The organism is Roseovarius sp. MBR-6 (assembly GCF_040547525.1).
Classification (GTDB): Bacteria; Pseudomonadota; Alphaproteobacteria; order Rhodobacterales; family Rhodobacteraceae; genus Roseovarius.
The window spans coordinates 162,947-187,225 of sequence record NZ_JBEPPW010000003.1; the positions used below are offsets into that span (position 1 = coordinate 162,947).

Here is a 24,279-nt window from a genome sequence, read left to right on the forward strand (position 1 = left end):
GGATTGGCGAGAGGCCCCGCTGACCCGCCGCCGAAATCTTCAAAAGATTTCGGACCGCTTTCTTTCCAAGAAAGCGGCGCGTCGCCCCGCCCGCGTCGCTCAATAGAAACTCTGCGGGTCGATATCCACCGCCAGCCGCATCTGCGCGGGCAGTTTCACCGGCCCGAGCCATTGCGCCAGCGCCGCCTGAAGGGCTGCCCCCTTGGGTGCCTTGACCAGAAGCCGCACACGGTGCCTCCCCCTTATGCGGGCAATCGGCGCGGGCGCGGGGCCAAAGACCTCGGCCCCCACCGCGCCAAGGGGGCCCGAATGCCGCGCCAGCCACCCGCCCAGATCGAACACGGCCTTCATGTCGGGCGACGACAGGATGATCCCCGCCATGCGCCCATAGGGCGGCACGCCCGCCGCCTGCCGCGCAGCCGCCTCGGCGCGCCAGAATCCCTCTTCGTCGCCGCCAAGGATCGCGCGGATCACCGGATGCTCGGGCTGATGGGTCTGCAAGAGCGCGCGTCCCGGCCGCTCGGCGCGCCCCGCCCGCCCCGCCACCTGCCGCATGAGCTGAAACGTGCGCTCGGCGGCGCGCAGGTCGGACCCCTGAAGCCCCAGATCGGCGTCGATCACCCCCACCAGCGTGAGCAGCGGGAAATTATGCCCCTTGGCCACAAGTTGCGTGCCGATGATGATATCGGCCCCGCCCGCCGCGATCTCGGCAATCTGCTCCTTCAACGCGCGCGCCGAGGCGAAGAGGTCCGAGGACAGCACCGCGATCCGCGCCTCGGGAAAGAGCGCCGCCGCCTCCTCGGCCAGCCGCTCCACACCCGGCCCGACGGGGGCCATCCGCCCTTCGACCCCGCAGGAGGGGCAGGCCAGCGGCACCGCTGCGCTCGCGCCGCATTGGTGGCAGACAAGGCGATTCTGAAAGCGGTGCTCGACCATGCGCGCGTCGCAGTGCTCGCAACCGATCTGATGACCGCAGGCGCGGCACACCGTCACCGGCGCATAACCGCGCCGGTTGAGAAACAGCATCGCCTGCTCGCCCAAGGCCAGCCGCGCCTTGACCGCCTGCCGCAGCGTCGGCGACACCCACCGCCCCGCCGGCACCGCCTCGGCACGCAGGTCTATCGCCGCCAGTTCCGGCATCACCGCCACGCCAAACCGCGCCGCCAGATCCAGCCGGTCGTATTTGCCCGCTTGCGCATTGGCCCAGCTCTCAAGGCTCGGCGTGGCCGAGGCCAGCACCACCCGCGCGCCGCATAGCGAGGCCCGGAGCACCGCCATATCCCGCGCATGATATAGCACGCCATCCTCCTGTTTGTAGGAGCCGTCATGCTCTTCATCCACCACGATCAACCCCAGATCGCGGAACGGCAGGAACAGAGCCGAGCGCGCGCCCACCACCATCTGCACGTCGCCTTCGCCCGCCATCTTCCAGACCCGGCGGCGCTCGGCCATGGTGGCACCCGAATGCCATTCGGCGGGCCGCGCACCAAAGCGCGCCTCGACCCTCGTCAGAAACTCCGCCGTGAGCGCGATCTCGGGCAGAAGCACCAGCGCCTGCCGCCCTTGGCGCAGACATTCGGCCACCGCCTCCAGATAGACCTCGGTCTTGCCCGAGCCGGTGACACCGCGCAACAGCGTCGTGCCATAGCCGCCACCGCGCACAGCACCGCAGAGCGTGGCCGCCGCTGCCGCCTGATCCTCGGTAAGCCGCTTGGCGGGCAGATCGGGGTCCAGCGTTGGATAGGGTGCGTCGCGCGGCGCGGCCTCCTCGATCAGCGCGCCTTGCGCCACCAGCCCCTTGACCACCGAGGCAGAGACCCCCGCCAGATCGCACAGATCCGTCAGGCCAAACCCCAGCCCGCCGTGATCGCGCAAGACCGCCAGCACCCGCGCGCGCGCCTCGGTCTGTCGCGCGGGCAGGCTCTCGCCCAGCCGGTAGACCTTGTGCGCGCCGGGCGGGTCAGCCAGCCCCGGCGCGCGCGTGGCCAACCGCAGCATCGCGGGCAGCGGCGTCAGCGTATACGCCGCCGCGCGCGCCAGAAAATCGCGCATCGCCGCATCCATAGGCGACAGATCGAGCACCTGGCCCACCTTGCGCGCCTTCTTGAGATCAAAACCACCCGCGCCCGGCCCCCAGACCACCCCCATGATGCGGCGCGGCCCCAGCGGCACCTCGACGAAATCGCCCAGACCCACGCCGCCCTCGGGTGCCAGATAATCGAGCGTCCCGCCAAGCGGCTGCGCCGTCAGCACCGCCACCAGCGCGCCCTCGTCGAAATGCTCGGGCAGGCTCACGCTTGTCGCTCCTTTGCGGGGTTTCAGACCCCCGATCTATGCGGTAAAGGCTGTGCCGAGACAACCCAACCCGCCAGAGAGGGCCACGCCATGAAATTCTTCGTCGACACCGCCGAGATTGACCAGATCGCCGAGTTGAATGACCTCGGCATGGTCGATGGCGTCACCACCAACCCGTCGCTGATCCTGAAATCCGGGCGTGACATCGTTGAGGTCACGCGCGAAATCGCCGCGATGGTCGCAGGCCCCGTGAGCGCCGAAGTGGTGGCGCTCACCGCCGAGGACATGATCGCCGAGGGCCGCAAGCTTGCCGCCATCGCCGAGAATATCGCCGTCAAGGTGCCGCTGACATGGGACGGGCTCAAGGCGTGCAAGGTGCTCTCGGGCGAGGGCAACATGGTCAATGTCACGCTCTGCTTCTCGGCCAATCAGGCGCTTCTCGCGGCCAAGGCGGGCGCGACCTTCATCTCGCCCTTCATCGGACGGCTCGACGACATCAACCTCGACGGGATGGAGGTGATCTCCGACATCCGCCAGATCTACGACAATTACGGCTTCGAGACGCAGATTCTCGCGGCCTCGATCCGCACCGTCAACCACGCCTACCAATCGGCGATGATCGGCGCAGACGTGATGACCGCGCCCCCCGCCGTCATCAAGGCCATGGCCGCCCACCCGCTCACCGACAAGGGCCTCGCCGCCTTCATGGCCGATTGGGAAAAGACCGGGCAGAAGATCATCTGATCCCCGTCACCCTCGGGCGCATACCCCGTCACCCTCGGACCTGATCCGGGGGTCTCCCCCCCCGCCGTCACCCTCGGACTCGATCCGAGGGTCTCTCTCCGTCACCCTCGGACCTGATCCGAGGGTCTCTTGCCGAAAGAGATCCTCTGGTCAGGCCAGAGGATGACGGGGCGCACCCCACCCACACCCGATGGACAGCCGCCCGCCTGCGCGCCCATACTCCGCCTTAACCAGCCCCGGCCCATCATGGCGGGGCAAAACGGACAGGCAGAGGCGATGAAAATCGGTTTAGACAGGATGAAAAACTGGCGTCTCTCCGACGTATGGAAAAACGTAGAATTTTATACGATATGGAAGCTCGGGTTGGTGGCTTTGGCGGGACTGACAGGAAATGCTGCGTATGCTCAAGAAATGGGCTTTCTGGATAGGGAAGCTCTCTCGCTTGGCCGAGCGATAATTGGGTTGGCACTTTTTTCTGCTTGGTTCTGGGCAGGAATAAAGGCTGCTGACGCCGGACACAACTGGTTGGCATGGGCTATTGGGATCGGACCAATTTTGTTGTTCATTCTGGGTCTACTCGGTGCGTTTCGATGAGCCACGCCTTCAGACCATCACCGTGGAAGAGGCGATGGCCAGCGGCCCCCGCGCCGTCAACACGCCCCTGCGCCATGGCAGCCCCTACAAGTGCACCGCGCGTGAGGCCGATACCCGCGCCCGAGGCGCGCTCGACCTCTGAGGCCCCCGCCGCCGTCACCCTCGGACTTGATCCGAGGGTCTCTTGCGGCAAGAGATCCTCTGGTCAAGCCAGAGGATGACAGGTGTGTGCCGCAAGCGATCCTCTGGTCAAGCCAGAGGATGACGGCCGCAAGCCCCCCGCGCCGGGGATGACAGCAGCACCCCAACGGTTTCACACAGGCCCCGCATTTTCTTGCGGCATTCCGTGCCGGCATCTGCTAACCTGCGTCAAAACACGGATATTGAGGCCGCAATGACCGCCAAGCCCCGCATCGACGACGCCCTGCGCGAGCGTATCATCACCGAGCCGGATGTGATCCTCGACGATACCGATCTCATGCGCGCCCTCATCGCGGCGAACGAGCGCGCCATGGGCGGCAATATCATCGATCTGCGCGGCATCGCCATGGACCGGCTGGAGGCGCGGCTTGACCGGCTCGAGGATACGCACCGCTCTGTGATCGCGGCGGCCTATGAGAACCTTGCCGGCACCAATCAGGTGCATCGCGCCCTCCTGCGGATGCTCGACCCGGTGGAGTTCGAGACTTTCCTGCGCGATCTCGACGGCGAGGTGGCCCATATCCTGCGCGTCGATGCCGTCCGCCTTGTGCTCGAATCGGTGCAGAACGACAATGACCCGGCGGTGCGCCGTCTGGGCGACGTGCTCTCGGTGGCCGAGCCGGGCTTTATCCGGGGCTACCTCACGCAGGGGCGCGATGCGCCCGCGCGGCAGGTCACGCTGCGCCAGATCGAGGAGGGCGACATGCGCGTCTATGGCCGCACCGCGCCGCATATCCGCTCCGAGGCGTGCCTGCTTCTGGATTTCGGATCGGACCGCCTGCCGGGGATGCTGGTGATGGGAGCAGAGGATCCGCACCAGTTCAGCCCGCAGCAGGGCACCGACCTTCTGGCGTTCTTCGCGGGCGTGTTCGAGAGGGTGATGCGCCGCTGGCTGTCGTGATCAGCGCGGCCGCCCGCGACGCTCTCCAGACGTGGCTGGCCACGCAAAAGGCGCTCGAGGGGGCCTCGGACCATACAATCGACGCCTATGCGCGCGACCTGCGCGCGTTTCTCACGTTCCTTTGCGCTCATCACGGCGCGGCGCAGGGCCTCGGCCCGCTTGCCCGGATCACCACCTCCGACATGCGCGCCTTCATGGCCCATGAGCGCGGCACGGGCCTTGGCCCCCGCTCGCTCGCGCGCAGGCTCTCGGCGGTCAAGAGCTTTTACCGCTGGCTCTCGGAGCGCGAGGGGTTCGAGCCGACCGCCGTTCTGTCGGCGCGCAGCCCGAAATTCACCCGCAAACTGCCCCGCCCGCTGAGTGAAGATGCCGCGCGCGACGTGATCGAGCAGGTCGATTTCCAATCTGGTGAGCCATGGATCGCCGCGCGCGACCGCGCCGTGGTGACGCTGCTCTATGGCTGCGGGCTGCGCATTTCCGAGGCGCTCGGCCTCACCGGCGCGGCACTGCCCATGGCGGAGGTGCTGCGCATCACCGGCAAGGGCGGCAAGGAACGCATCGTGCCGGTGATCGCCCCCGCCCGCGCCGCCGTGGCCGAGTATGCACGGGCCTGCCCCTTCCCGATCACGGCTGCCACGCCGCTTTTCTTCGGCGCGCGCGGCGGCGCGCTCGGGCCGCGCCCGGTGCAAAAGGCGATGGAACGGGTCCGCGCTCAGCTTGGCCTGCCCGCCACCGCCACGCCCCACGCGCTGCGGCACAGCTTTGCCACGCATCTGCTCAACGCGGGCGGCGATCTGCGCGCAATCCAGGAGCTTCTGGGCCACGCCTCGCTCTCGACCACAGAGGCCTATACCGCCGTCGATACGGCACGGCTGATGGAGGTCTATGCCCGCGCCCATCCACAGGGTGGCGACCGCGCGTCTGACATCCCCCTCACAGAATAGTTAAGTTCAATTACAGCCGAGATATGCGAGGCTCCGCTTCGGATGACCCCGTGAGTCACGACAGAAACCGGAGAAAGACCATTATGAAACGTCACTATTTCGCCGCCGCCACCCTCGCCCTTGGTGTGATGATGGGCCAGCAGGCCGCAGCACAGGCCTGCGCCGCCAATGTCGAGGATCCGTTCGATCTTGACGAGGCCGCGATCACCGAAATCTACGCCTGCATCGGCGACCGGATGGCCGAGGCCTACGCCAAGGAAGGCGATGAGGTCGCCGCCGCCTATCGCGACTGGACCGTGACCGCGACCCGCCCCGCCGTGCAAGGCGCGCATGGCAGCCGTCTGCTCATGACTTTCGCCAACGATATCGCCGCCGAACAATATCTGAAATTTGCCGAAGAGGGCGTGGTGATGCCCGCAGGCTCCGTGCTCGCCAAGGAGAGCATCACCATTTCGACCAAGAAGAAAGAGGCCGCCGTCGGCCCGCTCTTCATCATGACCAAGGGCGAGGCCGGATCCGCGCCCGACACCGGCGACTGGGTCTATTCGGCGGTGCAACCCAATGGCAAGCCGATGAAATTCAAGCAGAGCTTCTGCCATGATTGCCATGTCGCCTGGGAAGCGCAGGACATGATGGCCTATCCGGTGGAAGAGGTCCGCGTCTCCAACTGATCCGCCACTCATGCGGTTTTTGGCCCGGTCTCCCGCAAGGGGGGCCGGGTTTCGCTTTGCAAATCTGTCATCCTTGCGTCATGAAACGGGCATGACACCTCGATTGAAAGCCTTGCTCGTTCACCTGCTCACGGCCACCGGTGCCGTCTTCGCGATGCTGGCGATGCTCGCCGCCATCGACCGCGAATGGGAGCTGATGTTTCTGTGGCTGGTGGTGGCCTTTGCCGTCGATGGGATCGACGGCCCGCTCGCGCGCCATTACGATGTCAAGACCAATGCCCCCGAGTTTGACGGGGTGCTGCTCGATCTGATCATCGACTATCTGACCTATGTCTTCATCCCGGCCTTCGCGCTCTTCAAGTCCGATCTGCTGCCGGGCTGGACGGGCTGGGTGGCGATCATCGTCATCACCTTTGCCAGCGCCATGTATTTCGCCGATACCCGCATGAAGACCAAGGATAATTCCTTTTCCGGCTTTCCCGGTTGCTGGAATATGGTGGTGCTTGTCTGCTTCGCGCTAGAGCCGAATTTCTGGATCATCCTCGCGCTGGTCACGGCGCTTTCGGTGGCGATGTTCTTGCCCTTGAAGTTCATCCACCCGGTGCGCACGCGCCGCTGGCGGTGGGTGTCGCTGCCCATGGCGCTTGCCTGGACCTTCTTCGCGGGCTGGGCGGCCTGGGTGCATTTCGACCCGCAAAGCTGGGCACATTGGGGGTTGGTGGTGACAAGTCTCTACCTGCTCTTCGTGGGCATCGTGCAACAGCTCGTGCCCGCGCGCGAGGCGCTCTGAGCATACCTCCGTCTCGCGCGCGGTCATATCGCAGACCTCGCCGCGCAGCAGCCCGATGTTGATCGCGTCCCCGGCGGCATGAGCCTGTGAACCACCCGGTGCCCGATCCTTGCACGCACGCAAAACGGGCACCCGGCTTCAATCGGCCTGAACCTCTCAGGGATGCCGCCCGTCCATGATCTGATTGGCAAAACCGTGGTTGGTATCGCGGTGATTTGCCTCGTCGGCGCGCACGGCGATCACCACCTCCCGAAGCCGTGCCCCCTCGGGCAATGCCCAATAGTCGATGGCGATCTGCGGCGCGGGCACGTTCGCTTGCCGTCCCGCGTCGATCTCGGCAAGGTATTGGGTGTAGCTGACCACCGCCTCCTCCTCAAGATAGCCGACGATGCGGTGGGCGGTGCGCGGCGCAAGGAGATAGGTGAAGAAGAACACGTTATAAAATATCGCCTGGGCGATCATGATGAGCCACCGCTCGCCCCGCGAGGGTTGGGCGATGTGAATGAAGGTCATCAGGTGCATCCGCTCGTTTTCCGCCTCGTCGAGCAATTCGCGGATCCAACCCTGATCGTCGCGGATATGACGCACCGACTTGAGGTGCTGCAAGAGCCCGCCCACCATCCCCGGCACGGCAGCGACGGTTTCCAGCACCACGGCCCGATGTCCGTAGCGTTTGGAAAAGAACGCATCGGCAAAGACGCGCATGACTTTCACCACCCGGAGCGCGATCCGGTCATGGATGTCGCGCGGGGCGTGGTGCGCGTGCAGGTCGGTCGTGTCGTCAGGCTGGAAGTCGTGGCTCTGTTTCATGGCATGCTCCCTTTCTCCGAACCGAGATGGGGGGCAAAGATGAATTTTACATGCGACATTTGGCGCGGGCATGCTCAGATCGTGCCGACGGATTCCCCGCTGCTGCGCAGATCCTCGACGCAGAGCACCGGCTCGCCGTCGCTTGCCAGCGCCCGCTCGCGCGCGCGCAGCATGGCCGCTGTATAGACGATCGCCCCTCTTACGCACACATCGGCGCAGAGACCGCATTGCTCGCAGAGACCGCGCTCTGACGTTACATGGGGATAGCCCAGCGGATCGAGCGCAAGCACCTCGGACGGACAAACCGCCACGCAATCGCCACAGCCGGAACAGCACTCGGCCAGTTGCTGACGCCCCGCCGTGCCGGGCGGGCGGCGCACGTCCTTTTCCGTAAGGATTGTGCCCGCGGGCTCCCGTTGCCAATCAGGATACATGGCGTCCTCCCGTAATCAGAATGCCATGCAGCAGACCGGTTCAACACGATCACGCTAGCGCATGAAAACGAGTCGGACAATGATGCTTGTCAACTTTTCATGACAGACCTTCCTGAGCTGCGGCGCGCGTCACCGCCCCGGCCAGCACCTCCAGCCCCGCCACAAGATCCGCCTCGGCGGTATCTTCGGCGAAGGCGTGGCTGATCCCGTCGATGGACGGCACGAAGAGCATGGCCGTGGGCAAGAGCCGCGCCACGTTGGTTGCGTCATGCAGCGCGCCCGATGGCATCCGCCGCCAGCGGCCCGGCGCCACGGCCTCGGCGCTTTGATCAAGCGCCGTGCACAACCGGGCATCCATGGTCACCGGCTCCAGCCCCAGAAGATCGCCGAACGCCACGCGCAGGCCCATGTCCTGCGCCACCTCCTGCGCGGTGGTGCGGATGATCGTCTCCATGCGGTGCAGCCGGTCGGCGTCCCCGTCGCGCCACTGCATCGAGAAGGTGGCCCGCCCCGGCACGATGGAATGCGCATCCGGATGCAGGCGCACATGGCCGATGGTCCAGACCGTCTGTGGCGTCACGACATTGCGCAAACGGTCATCAAGCAGGGTGTTGAACCGCGCCAGCCCCTGAAACGCGTCGCGGCGGCGGTGCATGGGCGTGGTGCCTGCGTGGTTCTGTTCGCCCTCCAGCGTGATGCGCATGTCGCGGATGCCGACGATATCGGTCACGACCCCCACCGCCTCGCCCGCCTCGTAAAGCCAAGGGCCCTGCTCGATATGCATCTCGAGAAACCCGGTGAAACGGGCCGGATCGACGAAATCCCCGGCCAGATGCACCATGGCCGCGCGCGCCTCGGCAAAGCTTGTGCCGTCGCGGTCGGTCAGGCGGTCGGCCTCCGCAAGCGGCAACGTGCCCGCCCAGATAGCACTTCCGGTGGTGACGCCGAAACGCCCCTCCTCGTCCTGAAAGGACACGACCGAGACCGGCGGGCCGCCTGCCTCGTGGCAGGCACGGGCAATCTCCAGCCCGGCGATGACGCCAAGCGCCCCGTCGAGCCAGCCGCCCTCGGGTTGGCTGTCGGAATGGCTGCCGACCAGAAACGAGCGCCCCTCCGCCAACCCGAAAAGGTTGCCCACCGGATCGAATTGCGGGCTGAGACCGGCGGCGCGCATCTCACCGGCCAGCCAATCGCGCGCGGCGATATCCGCCGCACTGAAGGCTGGGCGCACCACGCCACGCCCCACCCCCGCCGCGCCAAAGCCGCGCAGGCGGTGCAGATTATCCAGAAATCTCTGTGGGTTGATGGGGATCATGCGGCGCTCCTTCTGTCGGTTCCCTGCCAGCCTAGCGGCGCGGCGCGGGGACGCAACCGCATTCCCTCAACCGCCCGAAACGCCTGCCTCGGCAAAACTCGCCATGCCGGAATGGCAGGCAAGCGCCGCCTGCACCACGCCCATGGCCAGCACCGCGCCCGACCCCTCGCCCAGACGCAGCCCGAGTGACAGGAGCGGCGCCTTGCCCAGCCGGTCCAGAAGGCGCGCGTGACCCGGCTCGGCGCTGACATGGCCCGCAAGCGCATGATCGAGCGCGCCCGTCGCCTCGGCCTCCAGACAGGCGGCGGCGGCGGTGCAGATAAACCCGTCGAGCAGGACGGGGATGCGCAGCACACGCGCCCGCGTGATCGCCCCCGCCATGGCCGCGAGTTCCCGCCCGCCAAGCGCGCAAAGCACCCCAAGGCCACCCCGCGCCGGATTGGCCGCAACCGCCTGCGCCACCACATGCGCCTTGGCTGCAAGGGTCGCATCGTCAACCCCCGTGCCGCGCCCGGTCCAGTCCTCGGCGCGGCCCCCGAAAAGCGCAAGCGCGATGGCCGCCGCGGACGTGGTGTTGCCGATGCCCATCTCGCCCGCGACAAAGAGATCAGCCTCCGGGTCCACCGCGTCCCAGCCGGTTGCCAGCGCCGCCACGCAGTCGGCCCCGGACATGGCGGGGCCTGTGGTGATGTCGCCCGTGGGCCGATCAAGGCACAGCGCGTGCACATCGAGCCGCGCGCCCACAACGCCCGCCAACTGGTTGACCGCCGCCCCCCCCCCCCTGAAATTCGCCACCATCTGCGCCGTGACCTCGGGCGGAAAAGCCGAGACGCCGCGCGCCACCACGCCGTGATTGCCCGCGAAAACCGCCACCTGCGGGCGGGTGACGCGCGCGCGGGCATCGCCGCGCCAGCCGCAATACCACGCGGCCACCTCTTCAAGCCGGCCAAGCGCGCCAGGCGGTTTGGTCAGCGTGGCGTCACGGGCGCGCGCGGCGCGCAGTGCTGCCGTGTCTGGTTCGGGCAGGTCGCGCAGAAGGGCGGCAAACCCGGCGAGCGTGGCGAAGGGGGCGGACATGGCGGCCTCGTTGCAAGTCTCGATGGCCTTCTGTATCGCGGGGGGCGCGCCGACCCCAGAAGAAACCGCCACGATGACCGACAAGGCCCTCCTCCGTCCCATCGACCTTGCGCTTGCGCTTGGCCTGCTCACGCGACTGCCGATCTCCGTGAGAGACACGGCGCGCGGTGCGCGCGCGGCCTGGGCCTGGCCGCTGGCGGGGGCGGTCCTGGGCGGGCTGGCCGCGTGTGTCGGCTGGGGGGCGCTGGCGCTTGGCCTGCCCGCGCCGGTGGCGGCGCTGCTCGCGCTCGGCGCGCTGGTGATGCTGAGCGGCGCGCTGCACGAGGACGGGCTTGCCGATACCGTGGACGGGTTCTGGGGCGGCTGGACGCGCGAGGGGCGGCTCGAGATCATGCGCGACAGCCGCGTGGGCAGCTACGGGGTGATCGCGCTGGTCGTGACGCTGGCCCTGCGCGGCGTGGCGTTCTGGCTTCTCTTCGAGGCCGGGCCCGGCGCGGCGGCGGCGGCGCTCGTCACCTCGGCGATGCTGTCGCGTGCAGCGATGGCGGGGGTGATGGCCACCCTGCCCCATGCCCGCGAGACGGGGCTGGCACAGGCTCAGGGCCGCCCGCCGGTGACAACCGTCGCGGTTGCCGTGGCGCTGGCAATCGGCGCGGGTTTGCTCCTGTGCGGGATGTCCGGCCTTGTGGCCGCGGCGGCCGCGGCGCTGGTGGCCGGCGTCATTGCGCGGCTGGCACGGGTAAAGATCGGCGGTCAGACCGGCGATGTTCTGGGGGCGGTGCAACAGGGGGCGGAAATCGCGGCGCTGCTCTGCCTTCTTGTGTGACTGGCCCTCGGCCGGTTCGGGCACGGGTGCCGATGTGGCCGGGGGCATCCTCCGGCTTGACGGGAGGATCTCCTGGCCGAGGGTGACGTTGCACCCCCGGCCCGGTTCTTCAGACGCCCAGATACCGGTTGGCGCGCGCGCGCTCGGCGCGCAGCGCCTCTGCGCTCATCTCCTCGGCCAGTCGCCCGTTTTCCAGAAACGCCACCCGGTCGGCGACCGAAATCACCGCATCGAGGCGCTGTTCCACCAGCAGGATCGCCACGCCTTCGGCGCGTTTTTGCGCCACCACATCGCGGATGACGGCGATCATCGAGGGTTGCAGCCCCTCCGTCGGCTCATCGAGCAAGAGCGCACGGGGCCCAAGGCAGAGCGCGCGCGCCAGCGCCAGCATCTGCTGTTCGCCGCCCGAGAGCGTCTCGGCGCGCTGGCGCAGCCGGTCGCGCAGGCGCGGAAAAAGGCCAAGCACCTCTTCGCGCAGCACCCGGCCGCCCTGCCCCGTCCTCAGCCCGACATCGAGGTTTTCCGCCACGCTCAGCCCCGCGAAAAGACGGCGGCCCTGCGGCACATACCCCAGCCCCGCCCCCGGTATGCGATGCGCGGGCAGCGCATCGAGCCGCGTCTCGCCCAGCCAGACCTCGCCGCCCATGGGCGGCAAAAGCCCCATCGCCGCGCGCAAAAGCGTGGTCTTGCCCGCGCCGTTGCGGCCCATCAGGCACAGGATTTCGCCGGGTGCCACGGTGAGCGAAACACCGTGCAGCACCTCCGCCGCGCCGTATCCCGCGCTGAGATCAGCGATCCGCAGCATCCGCCCCCCCCAGATAGGCCGCCTGCACCGCGCGGTTGGCGTGGATCTCTGCCGGTGTGCCCTCGGCAAGGATGCGCCCGGCGGCCATGACGGTGATCCGGTGGGCCAAAGCCATGACCACGGCCATGTTGTGCTCGATCAGAAGGATCGTGACCTCGCCCGCCAGAGCGCGCACAAGGGTCTGAAACCCCTCGATTTCACCGTCGCTCAGCCCTTGTGTCGGCTCATCGAGGATCAGAAGGCGCGGGCGTTGCACAAGGCCCATGGCAATCTCCAGCAGGCGCTGATGGCCGTAGGCCAGATCGCCGGCCACCTGACCTGCGCGCCCCTCCAGCCCCACCCGCGCCAGTGCCTGCGTGACCGCGCCCGTCAGCCCCGCCCCGCGCGCCCGCCGCCGCGCGGCCAGCGTCACGTTTTCGGCCACGCTCAGCCCCGCAAAAATCGACGTGATCTGAAAGGTATAGGCCATCCCCAGCCGCATCCGGCGATGTGCGGGCAGGCGGGTGATGTCGCGCCCGTCGAATGTCACGCGACCGCTTGAGGGCGCGATGCGGCCCGCGATCATGCCCACCAGCGTCGTCTTGCCCGCCCCGTTGGGGCCGATGAGCGCGCGCACCTCCCCCGCCGTCAGGTCAAGGTCGACGCCATCCACGGCGCGCAGCCCGTCGAAATCGCGGATGAGGCCGCGCACGGACAAAAGGCTCATGGCAGCCCCCGCCAGAACCTGCGTCGCACCTCGCCCATGATGCCCTGCGGCGCGAAAAGCGTGAGCGCCACCAGCGCCACCCCGGCGATGAGCATGTAGGCACTGGTCAGCCCGGAACTCAGGTCGATGAGATAGAACATGAAAAGCGTGCCGATGAAGGGGCCAAGCACGGTGCCCGCGCCGCCCAGAAGCACCCAGAGAAGCGGCAGGATCGAATATTGCACGCTTGCGAAGGTAGCACCCACATAACCGAACAGCATCCCGTAGACCGCCCCCGCCGCCGCCGCCATCGTGCCAGAGGCGACCATGGCGGCAAAGCGGTGCGCCTGCGTGTCATAGCCCAGCATCCGCACGCGCTCCTCGTTCTCGCGGATCGCCACCAGCACCCGGCCGAAGGGCGCGCGCACCAGCGCGAGGCTCAGGAGCAGGCAGACGGAGAAAAGCGCGAGTGCGGCGAGGTAGCGGGGGCCGGGGGCGCTCAGGTCGAGGCCAAGAAGGGTGCGGCCCGCCTGCGCCAGCACGAACCCTTCGTCGCCCCGTGTCCATTCGCCGAAATGCAGGATGGTGAGGAACCCCGCCTGCGCGAACATCAGCGTGACGATCATGAAGGCCACACCAGAGGTGCGCAGCGCCAGCGCCGCGACGAGGCCCGAGACCACCGCGCCCGAGGCGATGCCAAGCGCCAGACCGGTCCCTGCGCCAAGCCCCAGATGCTGCACCCCCATGCCCATCCCATACATGCCCGCCGCGAAGAAGAGCGCGTGGCCAAGGCTCAGAAGGCCAGTATAGCCGAAGAGCAGGTTATAGGCCAAAGCGTAGCTTGCCAGCACCATCACCCGCGCCAGATTGCCGTGGTGATAAGCGGGCAGCAGGAAATGCGCCGCCAGAAGCAACGCCAGAAGCCCCAGATGCAGCGCCAGCGCCCTCACCTCCCGCGCGCCCCGAAAAGACCCTGCGGGCGGAACACCAGCACCAGCGCCACCAGAAGCGTGGCGAGGATCTTGGCCAGCGTCGGCGAGAAGAACACCGATATGATCCCGTCCGACAGCCCGATCAGCACCGCCGCCACCAACGTGCCGGGCAGGCTGCCAAGCCCGCCGATGATCACCACGATGAACGACAAGAGCAGTGGATCGGCCCCCATCAGGTAATGCGCCTGTTGGATGGGCACGATCAGCACCGCCGCCAGCGCCGCCAGCGCCGCGCCAAGGCCGAAGGTCAGCGCATAAACCCGCTCGACGGGGATGCCGAAGGCGGTGGCCATCTCGCGGTCGGCCTGCGTGGCACGCATCACCAGCCCCGCACGGGTGCGGGCCAGAAAGAGCCACAGCGCGCAAAGAACCGCCGCCGCCGCACCGATCACCGCCAGCTTGTAGGTGGTTGTCCCGAGGCCCCAGGGCCAGATCAGCGCCCAGCCGTCCACGCCCCTCTCCAGCCACGGCAGCGCGATGCGGCTATTGAAAGGGGCCACCACGGGGCGCGCATCGGGGCCATAGGTCATGAGCGTGAGTTGTTGCAGGATGTAAAGGAGGCCGATGGTGGCCACGATGGTGCGCTCGGGATCGTAGGAGAGCCGCTTGAGGATGGTCACATCCGCCGCCACCGCGAGCGCGCCGACCAGCAGGGGTGCCACCCCCAGCGCCAGCGCAAAGCCCCACGGCCCCGCCACGGCCTGCGTCACCCACCAGGCCAGCACCGCGCCCAGCATGAAAAACTCACCATGGGCGATGTTCACGACCCGCATCACGCCGAAAACAAGGCTCAGCCCCGCCGCTGTCAGCGCCAGCACGGCGGCTGTAACCGCGCCTTCCAGCGTGGCGAGCATCAGGTGGGGGCCGAATTCCATCAGCGCCGCGCCCCGGTCATTCGGGCACGAACTCCACCCCGCCCATGAGCAGGCGCTGATCGGCGGTCAGCGTCACGATCTGGCCATGGGCCCGCTCCAGCTTGCGCGCGACCACCTCGTTGCGCGCCTCCCAGTTATAGTCGCCATCCGCGCGCACCGGGGCCCATGTCAGCCGCCCGCCCTTGCGCCACGGATCGAGCACGATGCCGGTCTCATACTCGGCCCCTTTGGCGCTGACGATGGCGGTGGAATGTTCCAGCCGGAACCTGTTCTCGGCATTGGCGACCGCGCGGTGCAAATCAAGCGTCTCGAACCGCTCCTGCTTCAGCCGGTCCTCCATGTCGCGCGCCCAGTGCCAGCAGAGGCCGCGCGGCTTCAGCCCCATATTCACCTTGGTATTGTGGATGAGCGGCGGGTCGGTGATCTGGTATTGCTGCGCCAGCCGGTGCGTATGCTCGTAGCTGATGCGCGCCGCGCGCTGCGCCTCCTCGCGGTCCACCTCCGGCCCGAGCCCCGCGATGGCGGCGGCGAGGCGCGAGACTTCGTCGGGGGTGGCAGGGGGCGGCGGCGCGCCACAGCCCGCCAGCGCCAGAAGCGCCAGCCCCTGCACCATCTGCCTGCGCGTCACGCTCACGGGCCTCGCCTCCTCAGAACGGTTGTTGGGTATAGTCCACCTGATCGGGATAGAACGTATCCTCGATCGAGGTGCGATGCACGCGGATAAGCCGCCCGCCCTCGACCCGGCTGACATTCTGATGCCCGAAAACCTGATGCGTGCGCCCGTTGAAGCGCTTGGCGCCCTGCGGATGGGCAGCACTTTCGGGGATATCCTCCATCGCCTCGACCGCCTCGATGAGCGCGGCACGGTCCTGCGGCCCGGCATAGCCCGACGCCTCCATCCCGGCCTTGATGATGTGCAGCGTCTCCCAACAGCCGAACATGTGGCCATAGGTGGAGACATCGCGCGGATCGGCGACCGAGGCACCGCTCTCACCCACGCCAACGGCGGCGCGATAGGCGGTCTCGTGCGCGGATTGCCCGGTTTGCGCGTGGCGGCACATGCCTTCCCAGAAATGGCTGCCTTCGAGGAATTCCAGACCGGGGCTGTCGATGGCCACCGCTTCCAGACTGTCGATGAAGCCGAAAAGCTGCGGCCCCTGGCCGCCGAAAAACTCGCCCAACTCCTTGACGAAGGTCAGCACGGCAGGCCCGACCATGACGTGATAAAGCACCTCTGTGTCGCGCGGGATGCGCGGGAAATACTTGGTAAAGGAGGTCTCGGTCGGCGGAATCGCGATCTTTTCCAGCACGGTGCCGCCCTGCGCCTCGATGGCGGGCACAAGGTTGTCGCGGTGATCATAGCCGAAGCCGTAATCGGGAAAGATCATCGTGACCTTCTTGCCAAGGTTCCCTGTGATGAAGGGGGCCATGGAAATGACCTGCGCCTTCACATCGGTGATACCGGGCTGCAACGTGTAGCGGTTGAGCATCCCCGAGGACACATGCGTGCCCTCCGAGACCACGAAATAGGGCAGCTTCAACTCCCCCGCGCGCGGGGCGGAGCCGATCACGACATGGGAAAACAGTGTGCCGAAAGCCACGTCGACGCCGTGCTGGTTGGCGAATTTCTCAAGCACTTCGGCCCCGCGCTTGGGGTCGGTGCCGTCATCCTCGGCCACGATCTCCACCGGGCGGCCATTGATGCCGCCACCCTCGTTGATGAGCGCGGTCGCCGCCTCGACCGTGCGGCCATACCAGCGCCCATAGGCAGCACCAATGCCGGTGCGGTGCTGCTGAAAGCCGAGCCGGATGGGGGCCGCGCTCTGGGCATGGGCGTAGCGGGCCCACAAGGGCAGGCTGGCGGCGGCGGCCCCGGCAGTCAGGGTGCGCAGAGCGTCGCGGCGCGTCGGGGTGGCTTGGGTCTTGATGGTCATGGGCGGGTCTCCGCTCCCTTGTCTTGCAGATGTGTCTTGCACATGCGGCGCGATTGCCGCGCGCGCAAAATGCGCAACCTGCCCGCGCTTGTCCAGCCTCTTGACCCCTCACGCCCCGCGCGGCGCGGCCAGAAGCCACAGGCCAAAGACCGTGTAGGCCACCATGAATGCCGCGAGCGGGGCCTGTCCGAGCGCGGCACGGCGCACCGATTGGCCCGTGTGCAGGGCGAGGGCATGGGCCAGCATCAGCGCGATGACATGGCCCGCCACGACAACCCCCGCCTGCGTCAGCCAGATGAGACGCACCGGGCCGGGATGGCTCAGGAACCCGGCGCTGACATGGATATGGCCCAGATGCAGCGCCTCGGCCAGCCCCGCCAGCACGTATTGCCCATCCAGAAGCAACGAGGGCAGGTAATGCGCGATGTGATAGGCAAGGGCTATGGGCAGGAGCGTGGGCGCGTAGAGGCGGATGAGATCGCGCACCGGCGTCGCGTCATGGGCCAGCCGCGCGCCGAGCGCGAGCGCGCCCGCGAAGATGACGAGGAGCGCGGCATTGGCGATAAGCAACCCCGCCACATTCACCGCCACCACCGCTGAACGCCCGGGAAATTCCAGCGGATTGGTGCCGATGAGGGCCAGCCACCAGAAGGTTTCATTCAGCCCGTCAAAACTGCCCGAGCCGAGCAGAAGCAGCATCAGCACCGCAAGCGCAAGCGAAGGGCGCGGGCCGCGCAGCACCTGCCAGCCCGGCAGGCCCAGCGCCCGCCGCCTGCCCCGCCGCCCGAACACCCCCATTCCGGCATAGGCGCGCAGAAAGACGCCCAGCACCTCGCCGCGCACCAGCCAGCGCGGTCCGAAAAGCACCAGCGCGGCAAGTGTCACGATGGCATAGCCCGCCACCACCACCGCGAGACGCGCCGGATCGGCCGGGGCGGGATCGGCGAGCAGGAACCCCGCGACGGCGAGAAAGCCCAGAACGGCGGGCCAATGCCCCCAACCGCGCGGATAGCGCAACGGCGGCCTTCGGCGCAGGCCGAGACGGGCCAGTGCCCGCCACGGATCGAGGCGCGACCAGATATCGCCCCAAAGGCCCTGAAGGGAGACGAAACCCATCCAGAACACCACCCAGACGGCCAGCGAGACCGGATTGCCCAACGGATCGCGCGAGCCGCTCCAGCCCTGCCAGACCAGCCAGAAAAGCAGCGCCGCGACGGCAAGACCGGGCCAGACCGCGGGGCGCGCGCGCCGCCAGAGCGTGACGGGACGGAACGGGGCCAGCGCCGCGCGCCCCGGCAAAAGCGCCAGCATCAGAACGGTGAGCGTCACCACCAGACCGCCGGAGAGGATATAAAGCTTGGTGGGCAGCAGCAGGATAAATCCCTGTTCGGTCGCGTGCGCCTGCGCCTGCCCAGCAAGCGTGACCCAGAGCGCCGCCGCGCCGCCGACCCGCCTCATGCCACAAGCCGCGCCAGCGCCGCGAGTGCCGGGGGCAAAAGCGTTTCGGGGTCGTGGCAACTGACCGGCACGCCTTGGGCCTCAAGCGCCGCCGCGCGCCCCGAGGCGACCCCGGCAGGGGCGACGAGGCGGACAGTCTGGCCCAGCCAATAGGGCCGCGCGGCGGCGAGTTCCGCGCCGAGAAGATGACCGGTCAGCGCCTCGGCGCGGCCCGTCACCTCGGCCACGCGCAGATGCGCGGCAAGGCGCTCGGGGCGGCTCAGGCTGTCGGCAAGGGCGTCCGCGTCCACGTCTTCCGCCCCGCCCAGCGCCGTGACAAGGCGGGGGGTGAGAAAGCTGAGGCAACTCACCGCCTCGCGCGCGCTCAGATGCACCCAATGCGCGAGCGTCGGGGTCAGCACGCAGGCGACTCCGTCCCAATCGGGCGACACCTCGCTCAGGCCGATGAGCAGAAGGCGCGTCCAGCCGTCGAGCACATCTGCGGGGCTGTCCTGTATGAACCCCGGCAGGGGCGGGCCGGTCTCGGGCAAGAGCGGCGCGGGCAGGCGCGCGGCCGCCCCATCGCCCACGCGCAGCACCGGGCCGGAGGTCCCGGCAAGCGCGGCAAGCGCCTCGTCGGGCGTGACCCCGCCCGCTTCGGCCACGATCCGCGCCCCCTTGAGCGCGAAAGCGCGGCCTGCGCACCCGTCATGACCGCACAGCCGCCAGTGGCTCATCGCGCGGATTGCAACTGCGCGACAAGGCCCGACATGTCATAGCCTGCATCCGCGCTGCGGCGCAGGATTTCATCCGCTCCGAGCGTCTCGAACTGTGTCATGCTCCACATCACCGTGCAGCGCGTGCCGGTGCGGCAATAGGCAAGGATCGGCTTGGGCAGGGTGTCGAGCGCGTCTTGGAACGCCCGCGTATCGTCCTGTGTGACCTGACCCGAGACGATGGGCAGAAACGCAACCGTCAGACCGGCGGCGCGGGCGGCCTCGGCCACGCCGTCATAGGCGGGCTGCCCCCATTCTTCGCCATCGGGGCGGTTGCACAGGATCGCGCGATAGCCCGCAGCGGCGATGGCGGGCACGTCCCCGGCCTCGATCTGGGGGGAGACGGAAAAATCCTCGGTGATCTTGCGCAGGTCCATGACATTCTCCTTGGCTGGGCTGGCGGTGATATGCGCGCGAATCGCGGCCAAGATCAATGCCGCCGCCTTGCCGGATGCGCAGACGCGGGCTAAGCAGGCGACGATTGGAAAAGGAGCGGGACATGGGCGATCTGCCGGGTATCGTGATCAACGGCGTCTCGGGGCGCATGGGGCAGATGCTGGTGCGCGTGGTGGGCGAGAGCACGGCCGCGCGCCTGACGGGTGCGCTGGAACGGGCAGGCCATCCGTGGATCGGGCAGGATCTCGGGCGCGCCATGGGCGGGGCCGATCTGGGCGTGGTGGTGAGCGACGACCCGCTCGAGGTGGTGGCCGCCGCTCATGCGGTGATCGATTTCACCGCCCCCGCCGCGAGCGTGGAGCTGGCCACGATCACGGCACAGGCGCGGGTGGTGCATGTGATCGGCACCACCGGCTTTGACGAGGACCACCTCAAGCGCCTGTCGGCGGCTGCGCGTCATGCGGTGATCGTGCGCGCGGGCAACATGAGCCTTGGCGTCAACCTGCTGGTGCAGCTGACCAGACGCGTGGCCGCTGCCCTCGACGAAAGCTTCGACATCGAGATCGTCGAGACCCATCACAACCAGAAGGTTGACGCGCCCTCGGGCACGGCGCTCATGCTGGGCGAGGCGGCGGCAGAGGGACGGGGCGTGGCGCTCGGGGCGGTCTCTGACCGGGGCCGCGACGGCATCACCGGGCGGCGCGAGCGCGGCCATATCGGCTTTGCCGCGATCCGCGGCGGCGATGTGGTGGGCGAGCATGACGTGATCTTTGCGGGCGCGGGCGAGCGGATCGTGCTGCGCCATATCGCCACCGACCGGGCGATTTTCGCGCGGGGCGCGCTGCGCGCTGCGCTCTGGGGGCAGGGCAAAAAGCCCGGCGAATATGACATGCTCGACGTGCTCGGCCTCACGCCCGAGTGATCCGGGCGGGCCGTGACGGCGTAATCCTCGTGTAACATATGCCGTCACGAAGGGTGTGCCATGCGATACGCGCTTGTTCTCTTTGTCTTTCTGGGATTGCCGGTGCCTGCGCTCGCGGATTTTGCGCCGGTGACCCATCGTGATGGCTTCGTGTCGCTGATAACCGGCCGCGACCTGACCCGTTTTGGCATCCGCCTGACGGTGACGCCGGACGGACAGATAACGGGCCGCGCCTTTGGCCGCGATGTGCGTGGCGCATGGCGCTGGAACGGCGATTATTTCTGCCGCAGCCTTTATTGGGGCGAGATGGATCTTGGCCCCAATTGTCAGGCCGTGCGCCTGAAGGGCGATACGATCCGCTTCATCTCGGATGAGGGCACCGGGCAGTTCGCGGATCTCTACCTGCGCTGAGCGCGCTCAGAAATCGACCGCGAGGCCCTTTTTCTCCCAATCGCCGTAGCGCACCGGCTCCAGTCCCTCGCGGCGGCCGCCCAACTCCTTGGGGAGGGCAAGGGCATCGGCCTTGCGGCGGCGTTCCTCGGCCTCGGCAAGGGCGCGCTGCGCGGCGGGGGGCAGATCGCGGGGCGTGGTGTCGGTATCGGCGGTCATGGCGCTTTCCTCTGGCTCTGGGCGTTGATATATCGCGCGCCTGTCCGATGGCCAAGGAAAAGCCCATGACCCAGCCAATCCCCGCCCGCGCCGCCGCCGCGCGCCTGCTCGATCAGGTGCTGGGAGAGGGGCGGCTTCTGTCCGAGACCCTCGGCACGCTCGACCCTCTGGTCCCCGCCGAGCGCGCCCGCGCGCAACGTCTGGCGGTGGCGGCCCTGCGCGGGCTGGAGCGGGCCGACCGGCTGCTCGCGCGGCACCTGCGCAAGACGCCCCCACTGCCCGTGCGCAACGTGCTGCGCGTGGCCGTGGTGGAACTGGCGCAGGGCGGAGAGGCGCACGGGGTGGTGAGCGACGCGGTGGGGATCGTGGGCGCAAGCCCGCGCCACGCCAAGCTCAAGGGGTTGGTCAACGCGGTGCTGCGCAAGCTCTGCGACGAGGCCCCGCGCGCGTGGCATGACCTGCGGGTGCCGCGCCTGCCCGAGTGGCTGCGCGCGCCGCTGGTGGCGGCCTGGGGCAAGGGTGCGGTGGCCGGAATGGAGCGCGCGCATCTGGCGGGCGCGCCGCTCGATCTGACGGTGAAGGACGCGCCCGAGGATTGGGCTGTCAAACTCGGCGGCGAGGTGCTGCCGACCGGATCGGTGCGGCTGCGCGATCCGGGGCAGATCTCGGCCCTGCCGGGCTATGCCGAGGGTGCCTGGTGGGTGCAGGATGCCGCAGCCGCCCTGCCCGCGCGCATCCTTGCCCCACAGGCGGGCGAAACCGTGCTCGACATGTGCGCGGCACCGGGCGGCAAGACGCTGCAACTGGCGGCGGCAGGCGCGCGGGTGGTGGCGGTGGACCTCTCCGAGACGCGCATGGCACGGGTGACCGAGAACCTTGCGCGCACCGGGCTGACAGCGGACTGCGCGACGGGCGACGCACTGGCGCAAGAGGGCACCTATGACGCCGTGCTCGTGGACGCGCCCTGCTCTGCCACCGGCACGATCCGGCGGCATCCGGACCTGCCCCATGCCAAGGACGGGGCCGAAATCGGCGCGCTGATCGAGCTACAGGCGGCCATGCTCGATCACGCCATATCGCTCCTGCGTCCCGGTGGGCGGGTGGTGTTCTGCACCTGCTCGCTTCTGCCCGACGAGGGAGAATGTCAGGTGGAGGCCGCGCTTGAACGGCATCCCGGTCTTGTCGCGGATCGCGCCGCGCTGGCGTTGCCGGGGGTGGACCCCGCATGGATCACCGAGGAGGGCGGGCTGCGGCTGCGGCCCGACTTCTGGCCCGAACGGGGCGGCATGGACGGGTTTTACATGGCGTGCCTGCGGCGGGGGTAGTTCGGGGGATCACCCTCCGGCCCGAGCGGACGATCTCAGATCCGGCAGACCCTCGGATCACGTCCGAGGGTGACGCCGGGAAAAAGACGGCGTTGCGCGCCGCAATCGGGCGGTGACTTGCGCGCGCGCGGCGCGTATAGTCCGGCCCGAGCGCCGCAAGAAGCGTGCAGAGGCATATGTCGCATTCCGAACCCCTGTCCGCGCGCTGGGCGCATCTGAGAAACCGGCTCGCCGCGCGGCGCGCGGCGATGGGCCGTCCGGCCACGGCCTTTGTCTCTCAACCCGAGCCGCGCAGCATCGGCTATCTGGCGCGGGGGCGACAGCTTTGCGCGGGCAATCTGGTCTTTGGCGGCCATCTGGTCGAGGCGCCGGGCGTCATGCTCTGGGACGTGCCCGCGCCCGATGCGGGATTTGCCCAGGAATTGCACGGTTTTGGCTGGCTTGACGATCTGGCGGCTGCGGGCGATGCGGCGGCACGCCAGCGCGCGCAGGCTTGGCTCTGGGCGTGGATCGCGCGCTACGGGCGCGGCCATGGGCCGGGCTGGACGCCCGATCTGGCGGGGCGGCGGCTTATCCGCTGGATCAGCCACGCGATTTTCCTGTTGCGCGGCCAGCCACCCGAGGCATCGCAGGTCTTCTTTTGCTCGCTCGCGCAGCAGGCGCACTTTCTTGCCCGGCGCTGGCGCGCGGCGGCACCGGGGCTCAAGCGGTTCGAGGCCCTGACCGGCCTTGTCTATGCGGGCGTGTCGCTCGAGGGGATGGGGCATCTCACGGCCGAGGCGTGCGCGGCGCTCGCGCGCGAATGTGCGCAAGGTATCGACGCGGGCGGCGGTACCCCCTCGCGCAACCCCGAGGAATTGCTGGAGGTGTTCACCCTGCTGACCTGGGCCGCGCTTGGCCTGAGCGAGGCCGGACAGGCCCCCGACGAGGCACATTGGCGCGCGGTGGAGCGGACCGCCCCCTGCCTGCGCGCGCTGCGCCATGCCGATGGCGGGCTGGCGCGGTTCCATGGCGGCGGGCGCGGCCTCGACGGGCGGCTTGATGCGGCGCTGGCGGCAAGCGGGGTCAAGGCGCGGGCCGCGACAGGGCTGGCCATGGGCTATGCGCGGCTGGCGCGCGGGCGCACAAGCGTGATCGTGGATGCAAGCGCGCCGCCCGTGGGCGCGGCCTCGGAGGGGGCACATGCCTCGACGCTGGCGTTCGAGCTGACATCGGGGCGGCGCCCGCTGATCGTCAGTTGCGGCTCGGGCATGAGTTTCGGCCCCGAGTGGCGGCGCGCGGGCCGCGCCACGCCGTCGCATTCGACGCTGGTGCTGGCGGGCGGATCAAGCGCGCGGCTGAGCAACGACAGGCGGCACCCCGACCGCCTGTCAGAGGCACCGCGCGATGTGCCCGCGCAGATCACCCGTGCGCCGGACGGACTCCGCTACGAGGGCGGGCATGACGGCTACCTGCGCAGCCATGGCCTGACCCATGCGCGCAGGCTCGATCTGGCGGCGGACGGGCGCGCGCTGGTGGGCGAGGACATGTTGTTGTCCCTCGACGCGGCCGGCAAGGCGCGATTCGACCGCGCGCTCGATGCCACGCGACTGCATGGCGTGCCGTTCGATATCCGGTTTCACCTCCATCCCGATGTGGAGGCCTCGCTCGACATGGGCGGCACGGCGGTCTCGCTTTTGTTGCGTAGCGGCGAAATCTGGATATTCCGGGCCGATGGCGGGGCCGCTTTGGCCTTGCACCCGAGCGTCTATCTTGAAAAAACGCGCCTCAAGCCGCGTGCGACAAGACAGATCGTTCTGTCTGGCCGCGCGACGGGTTATGCGACCCGCATCCGCTGGTCCCTGGCCAAGGCGCAGGAAACCCCGGTCGGCATCCGAGATGTCGCCGAGGACGTGCCCGACCCGGAGACCGAGGACTGATT

At 68.4% G+C, this 24,279-nt stretch carries 27 protein-coding genes; 12 read left to right on the forward strand and 15 right to left on the reverse strand.

Features of this window, described 5'->3' with window-relative positions; all coding sequences use genetic code 11:
* Positions 1–99: 99 nt before the first annotated feature.
* A complete protein-coding gene (locus ABIE57_RS05345; protein ID WP_354537978.1) occupies positions 100–2,295 on the reverse strand; it encodes a primosomal protein N' in 2,196 nt (731 codons plus the stop codon).
* Between the two features lie 90 nt (positions 2,296–2,385).
* Between ABIE57_RS05345 and fsa the strand changes: the two genes are divergently transcribed.
* From fsa to ABIE57_RS05380, 7 genes are all read left to right on the forward strand, one after another.
* Complete coding sequence (gene fsa / locus ABIE57_RS05350) at positions 2,386–3,039, forward strand: fructose-6-phosphate aldolase (protein ID WP_354537979.1); 654 nt, start codon at positions 2,386–2,388, stop codon at positions 3,037–3,039.
* Between the two features lie 246 nt (positions 3,040–3,285).
* Entirely contained in the window at positions 3,286–3,633 is a 348-nt protein-coding gene (locus tag ABIE57_RS05355; protein ID WP_354537980.1) for a hypothetical protein, read from the forward strand.
* Positions 3,620–3,775: a hypothetical protein gene (locus tag ABIE57_RS05360; protein ID WP_354537981.1), complete on the forward strand. Its 156-nt coding sequence runs from the start codon at positions 3,620–3,622 to the stop codon at positions 3,773–3,775. The genes ABIE57_RS05355 and ABIE57_RS05360 overlap by 14 nt, the downstream gene beginning before the upstream one ends.
* A 252-nt stretch (positions 3,776–4,027) precedes the next feature.
* Positions 4,028–4,735, forward strand: coding sequence for a DUF484 family protein (locus ABIE57_RS05365; RefSeq protein ID WP_354537982.1), 708 nt, complete (start codon positions 4,028–4,030; stop codon positions 4,733–4,735).
* The gene (locus ABIE57_RS05370) at positions 4,732–5,679 is read left to right on the forward strand and encodes a tyrosine recombinase XerC (protein WP_354537983.1); all 948 of its coding nucleotides are present in this window, start codon (positions 4,732–4,734) and stop codon (positions 5,677–5,679) included. The genes ABIE57_RS05365 and ABIE57_RS05370 overlap by 4 nt, the downstream gene beginning before the upstream one ends.
* 83 nt (positions 5,680–5,762) lie before the next feature.
* Positions 5,763–6,350 (forward strand): cytochrome P460 family protein, encoded by a 588-nt coding sequence (locus ABIE57_RS05375; RefSeq protein WP_354537984.1) that lies wholly within the window; start codon positions 5,763–5,765, stop codon positions 6,348–6,350.
* Between the two features lie 91 nt (positions 6,351–6,441).
* Positions 6,442–7,140, forward strand: a complete 699-nt coding sequence (locus tag ABIE57_RS05380; protein WP_354537985.1) for a CDP-alcohol phosphatidyltransferase family protein — start codon at positions 6,442–6,444, stop codon at positions 7,138–7,140.
* A 156-nt stretch (positions 7,141–7,296) separates the two neighbouring features.
* Here ABIE57_RS05380 and ABIE57_RS05385 read toward each other — a convergent pair whose 3' ends face one another.
* The 4 genes from ABIE57_RS05385 to cobT all read right to left on the reverse strand — a co-directional run bounded on the left by ABIE57_RS05385 (position 7,297) and on the right by cobT (position 10,776).
* On the reverse strand, positions 7,297–7,950 hold the full coding sequence (locus ABIE57_RS05385; protein WP_354537986.1) for an alternative oxidase: 654 nt from the start codon (positions 7,948–7,950) through the stop codon (positions 7,297–7,299).
* A gap of 74 nt (positions 7,951–8,024) precedes the next feature.
* Complete coding sequence (locus ABIE57_RS05390) at positions 8,025–8,384, reverse strand: 4Fe-4S dicluster domain-containing protein (protein WP_354537987.1); 360 nt, start codon at positions 8,382–8,384, stop codon at positions 8,025–8,027.
* A gap of 97 nt (positions 8,385–8,481) precedes the next feature.
* Entirely contained in the window at positions 8,482–9,699 is a 1,218-nt protein-coding gene (locus tag ABIE57_RS05395) for a hydantoinase/carbamoylase family amidase (protein WP_354537988.1), read from the reverse strand.
* Between the two features lie 66 nt (positions 9,700–9,765).
* Positions 9,766–10,776: a nicotinate-nucleotide--dimethylbenzimidazole phosphoribosyltransferase gene (cobT, locus tag ABIE57_RS05400; protein WP_354537989.1), complete on the reverse strand. Its 1,011-nt coding sequence runs from the start codon at positions 10,774–10,776 to the stop codon at positions 9,766–9,768.
* Positions 10,777–10,849: 73 nt separating this feature from the next.
* On the opposite strand from cobT, the gene cobS reads away from it, so the two are divergent.
* Positions 10,850–11,602 (forward strand): adenosylcobinamide-GDP ribazoletransferase, encoded by a 753-nt coding sequence (gene cobS / locus ABIE57_RS05405; protein WP_354538189.1) that lies wholly within the window; start codon positions 10,850–10,852, stop codon positions 11,600–11,602.
* Between the two features lie 109 nt (positions 11,603–11,711).
* On the opposite strand, the gene ABIE57_RS05410 is transcribed toward cobS, so the two are convergent.
* The 9 genes from ABIE57_RS05410 to ABIE57_RS05450 all read right to left on the reverse strand — a co-directional run bounded on the left by ABIE57_RS05410 (position 11,712) and on the right by ABIE57_RS05450 (position 19,483).
* Positions 11,712–12,407 carry an ABC transporter ATP-binding protein gene (locus tag ABIE57_RS05410; protein WP_354537990.1) on the reverse strand — a complete coding sequence of 232 codons (696 nt, stop codon included), beginning with the start codon at positions 12,405–12,407 and terminating at the stop codon, positions 11,712–11,714.
* Complete coding sequence (locus tag ABIE57_RS05415) at positions 12,391–13,113, reverse strand: ABC transporter ATP-binding protein (protein ID WP_354537991.1); 723 nt, start codon at positions 13,111–13,113, stop codon at positions 12,391–12,393. Before ABIE57_RS05415 ends, ABIE57_RS05410 begins: the two co-directional genes overlap by 17 nt.
* Positions 13,110–14,042, reverse strand: coding sequence for a branched-chain amino acid ABC transporter permease (locus ABIE57_RS05420; RefSeq protein ID WP_354537992.1), 933 nt, complete (start codon positions 14,040–14,042; stop codon positions 13,110–13,112). The genes ABIE57_RS05415 and ABIE57_RS05420 overlap by 4 nt, the downstream gene beginning before the upstream one ends.
* A complete protein-coding gene (locus tag ABIE57_RS05425) occupies positions 14,039–14,959 on the reverse strand; it encodes a branched-chain amino acid ABC transporter permease (protein WP_354537993.1) in 921 nt (306 codons plus the stop codon). Before ABIE57_RS05425 ends, ABIE57_RS05420 begins: the two co-directional genes overlap by 4 nt.
* 16 nt (positions 14,960–14,975) lie before the next feature.
* Complete coding sequence (locus ABIE57_RS05430) at positions 14,976–15,572, reverse strand: hypothetical protein (protein WP_354538190.1); 597 nt, start codon at positions 15,570–15,572, stop codon at positions 14,976–14,978.
* Between the two features lie 34 nt (positions 15,573–15,606).
* Positions 15,607–16,893 (reverse strand): ABC transporter substrate-binding protein, encoded by a 1,287-nt coding sequence (locus tag ABIE57_RS05435; protein WP_354537994.1) that lies wholly within the window; start codon positions 16,891–16,893, stop codon positions 15,607–15,609.
* A 108-nt stretch (positions 16,894–17,001) separates the two neighbouring features.
* Complete coding sequence (locus ABIE57_RS05440; protein ID WP_354537995.1) at positions 17,002–18,351, reverse strand: hypothetical protein; 1,350 nt, start codon at positions 18,349–18,351, stop codon at positions 17,002–17,004.
* Positions 18,348–19,067, reverse strand: a complete 720-nt coding sequence (locus ABIE57_RS05445; RefSeq protein WP_354537996.1) for a 2-dehydro-3-deoxygalactonokinase — start codon at positions 19,065–19,067, stop codon at positions 18,348–18,350. Before ABIE57_RS05445 ends, ABIE57_RS05440 begins: the two co-directional genes overlap by 4 nt.
* The gene (locus tag ABIE57_RS05450) at positions 19,064–19,483 is read right to left on the reverse strand and encodes a protein tyrosine phosphatase family protein (RefSeq protein WP_354537997.1); all 420 of its coding nucleotides are present in this window, start codon (positions 19,481–19,483) and stop codon (positions 19,064–19,066) included. Before ABIE57_RS05450 ends, ABIE57_RS05445 begins: the two co-directional genes overlap by 4 nt.
* 122 nt (positions 19,484–19,605) lie before the next feature.
* Between ABIE57_RS05450 and dapB the strand changes: the two genes are divergently transcribed.
* On the forward strand, positions 19,606–20,424 hold the full coding sequence (gene dapB, locus ABIE57_RS05455; RefSeq protein ID WP_354537998.1) for a 4-hydroxy-tetrahydrodipicolinate reductase: 819 nt from the start codon (positions 19,606–19,608) through the stop codon (positions 20,422–20,424).
* Between the two features lie 60 nt (positions 20,425–20,484).
* Entirely contained in the window at positions 20,485–20,835 is a 351-nt protein-coding gene (locus ABIE57_RS05460; RefSeq protein WP_354537999.1) for a dihydrodipicolinate reductase, read from the forward strand.
* Positions 20,836–20,841: 6 nt separating this feature from the next.
* Here the strand turns inward: ABIE57_RS05460 and ABIE57_RS05465 are convergent, their stop codons facing one another.
* Entirely contained in the window at positions 20,842–21,033 is a 192-nt protein-coding gene (locus tag ABIE57_RS05465; protein WP_354538000.1) for a DUF1674 domain-containing protein, read from the reverse strand.
* A gap of 65 nt (positions 21,034–21,098) precedes the next feature.
* Here ABIE57_RS05465 and ABIE57_RS05470 point away from each other — a divergent pair, with 65 nt between their 5' ends.
* A complete protein-coding gene (locus ABIE57_RS05470; RefSeq protein WP_354538001.1) occupies positions 21,099–22,358 on the forward strand; it encodes an RsmB/NOP family class I SAM-dependent RNA methyltransferase in 1,260 nt (419 codons plus the stop codon).
* 176 nt (positions 22,359–22,534) lie between these two features.
* Positions 22,535–24,277 carry a heparinase II/III family protein gene (locus tag ABIE57_RS05475; RefSeq protein ID WP_354538002.1) on the forward strand — a complete coding sequence of 581 codons (1,743 nt, stop codon included), beginning with the start codon at positions 22,535–22,537 and terminating at the stop codon, positions 24,275–24,277.
* Positions 24,278–24,279 lie beyond the last annotated feature (2 nt).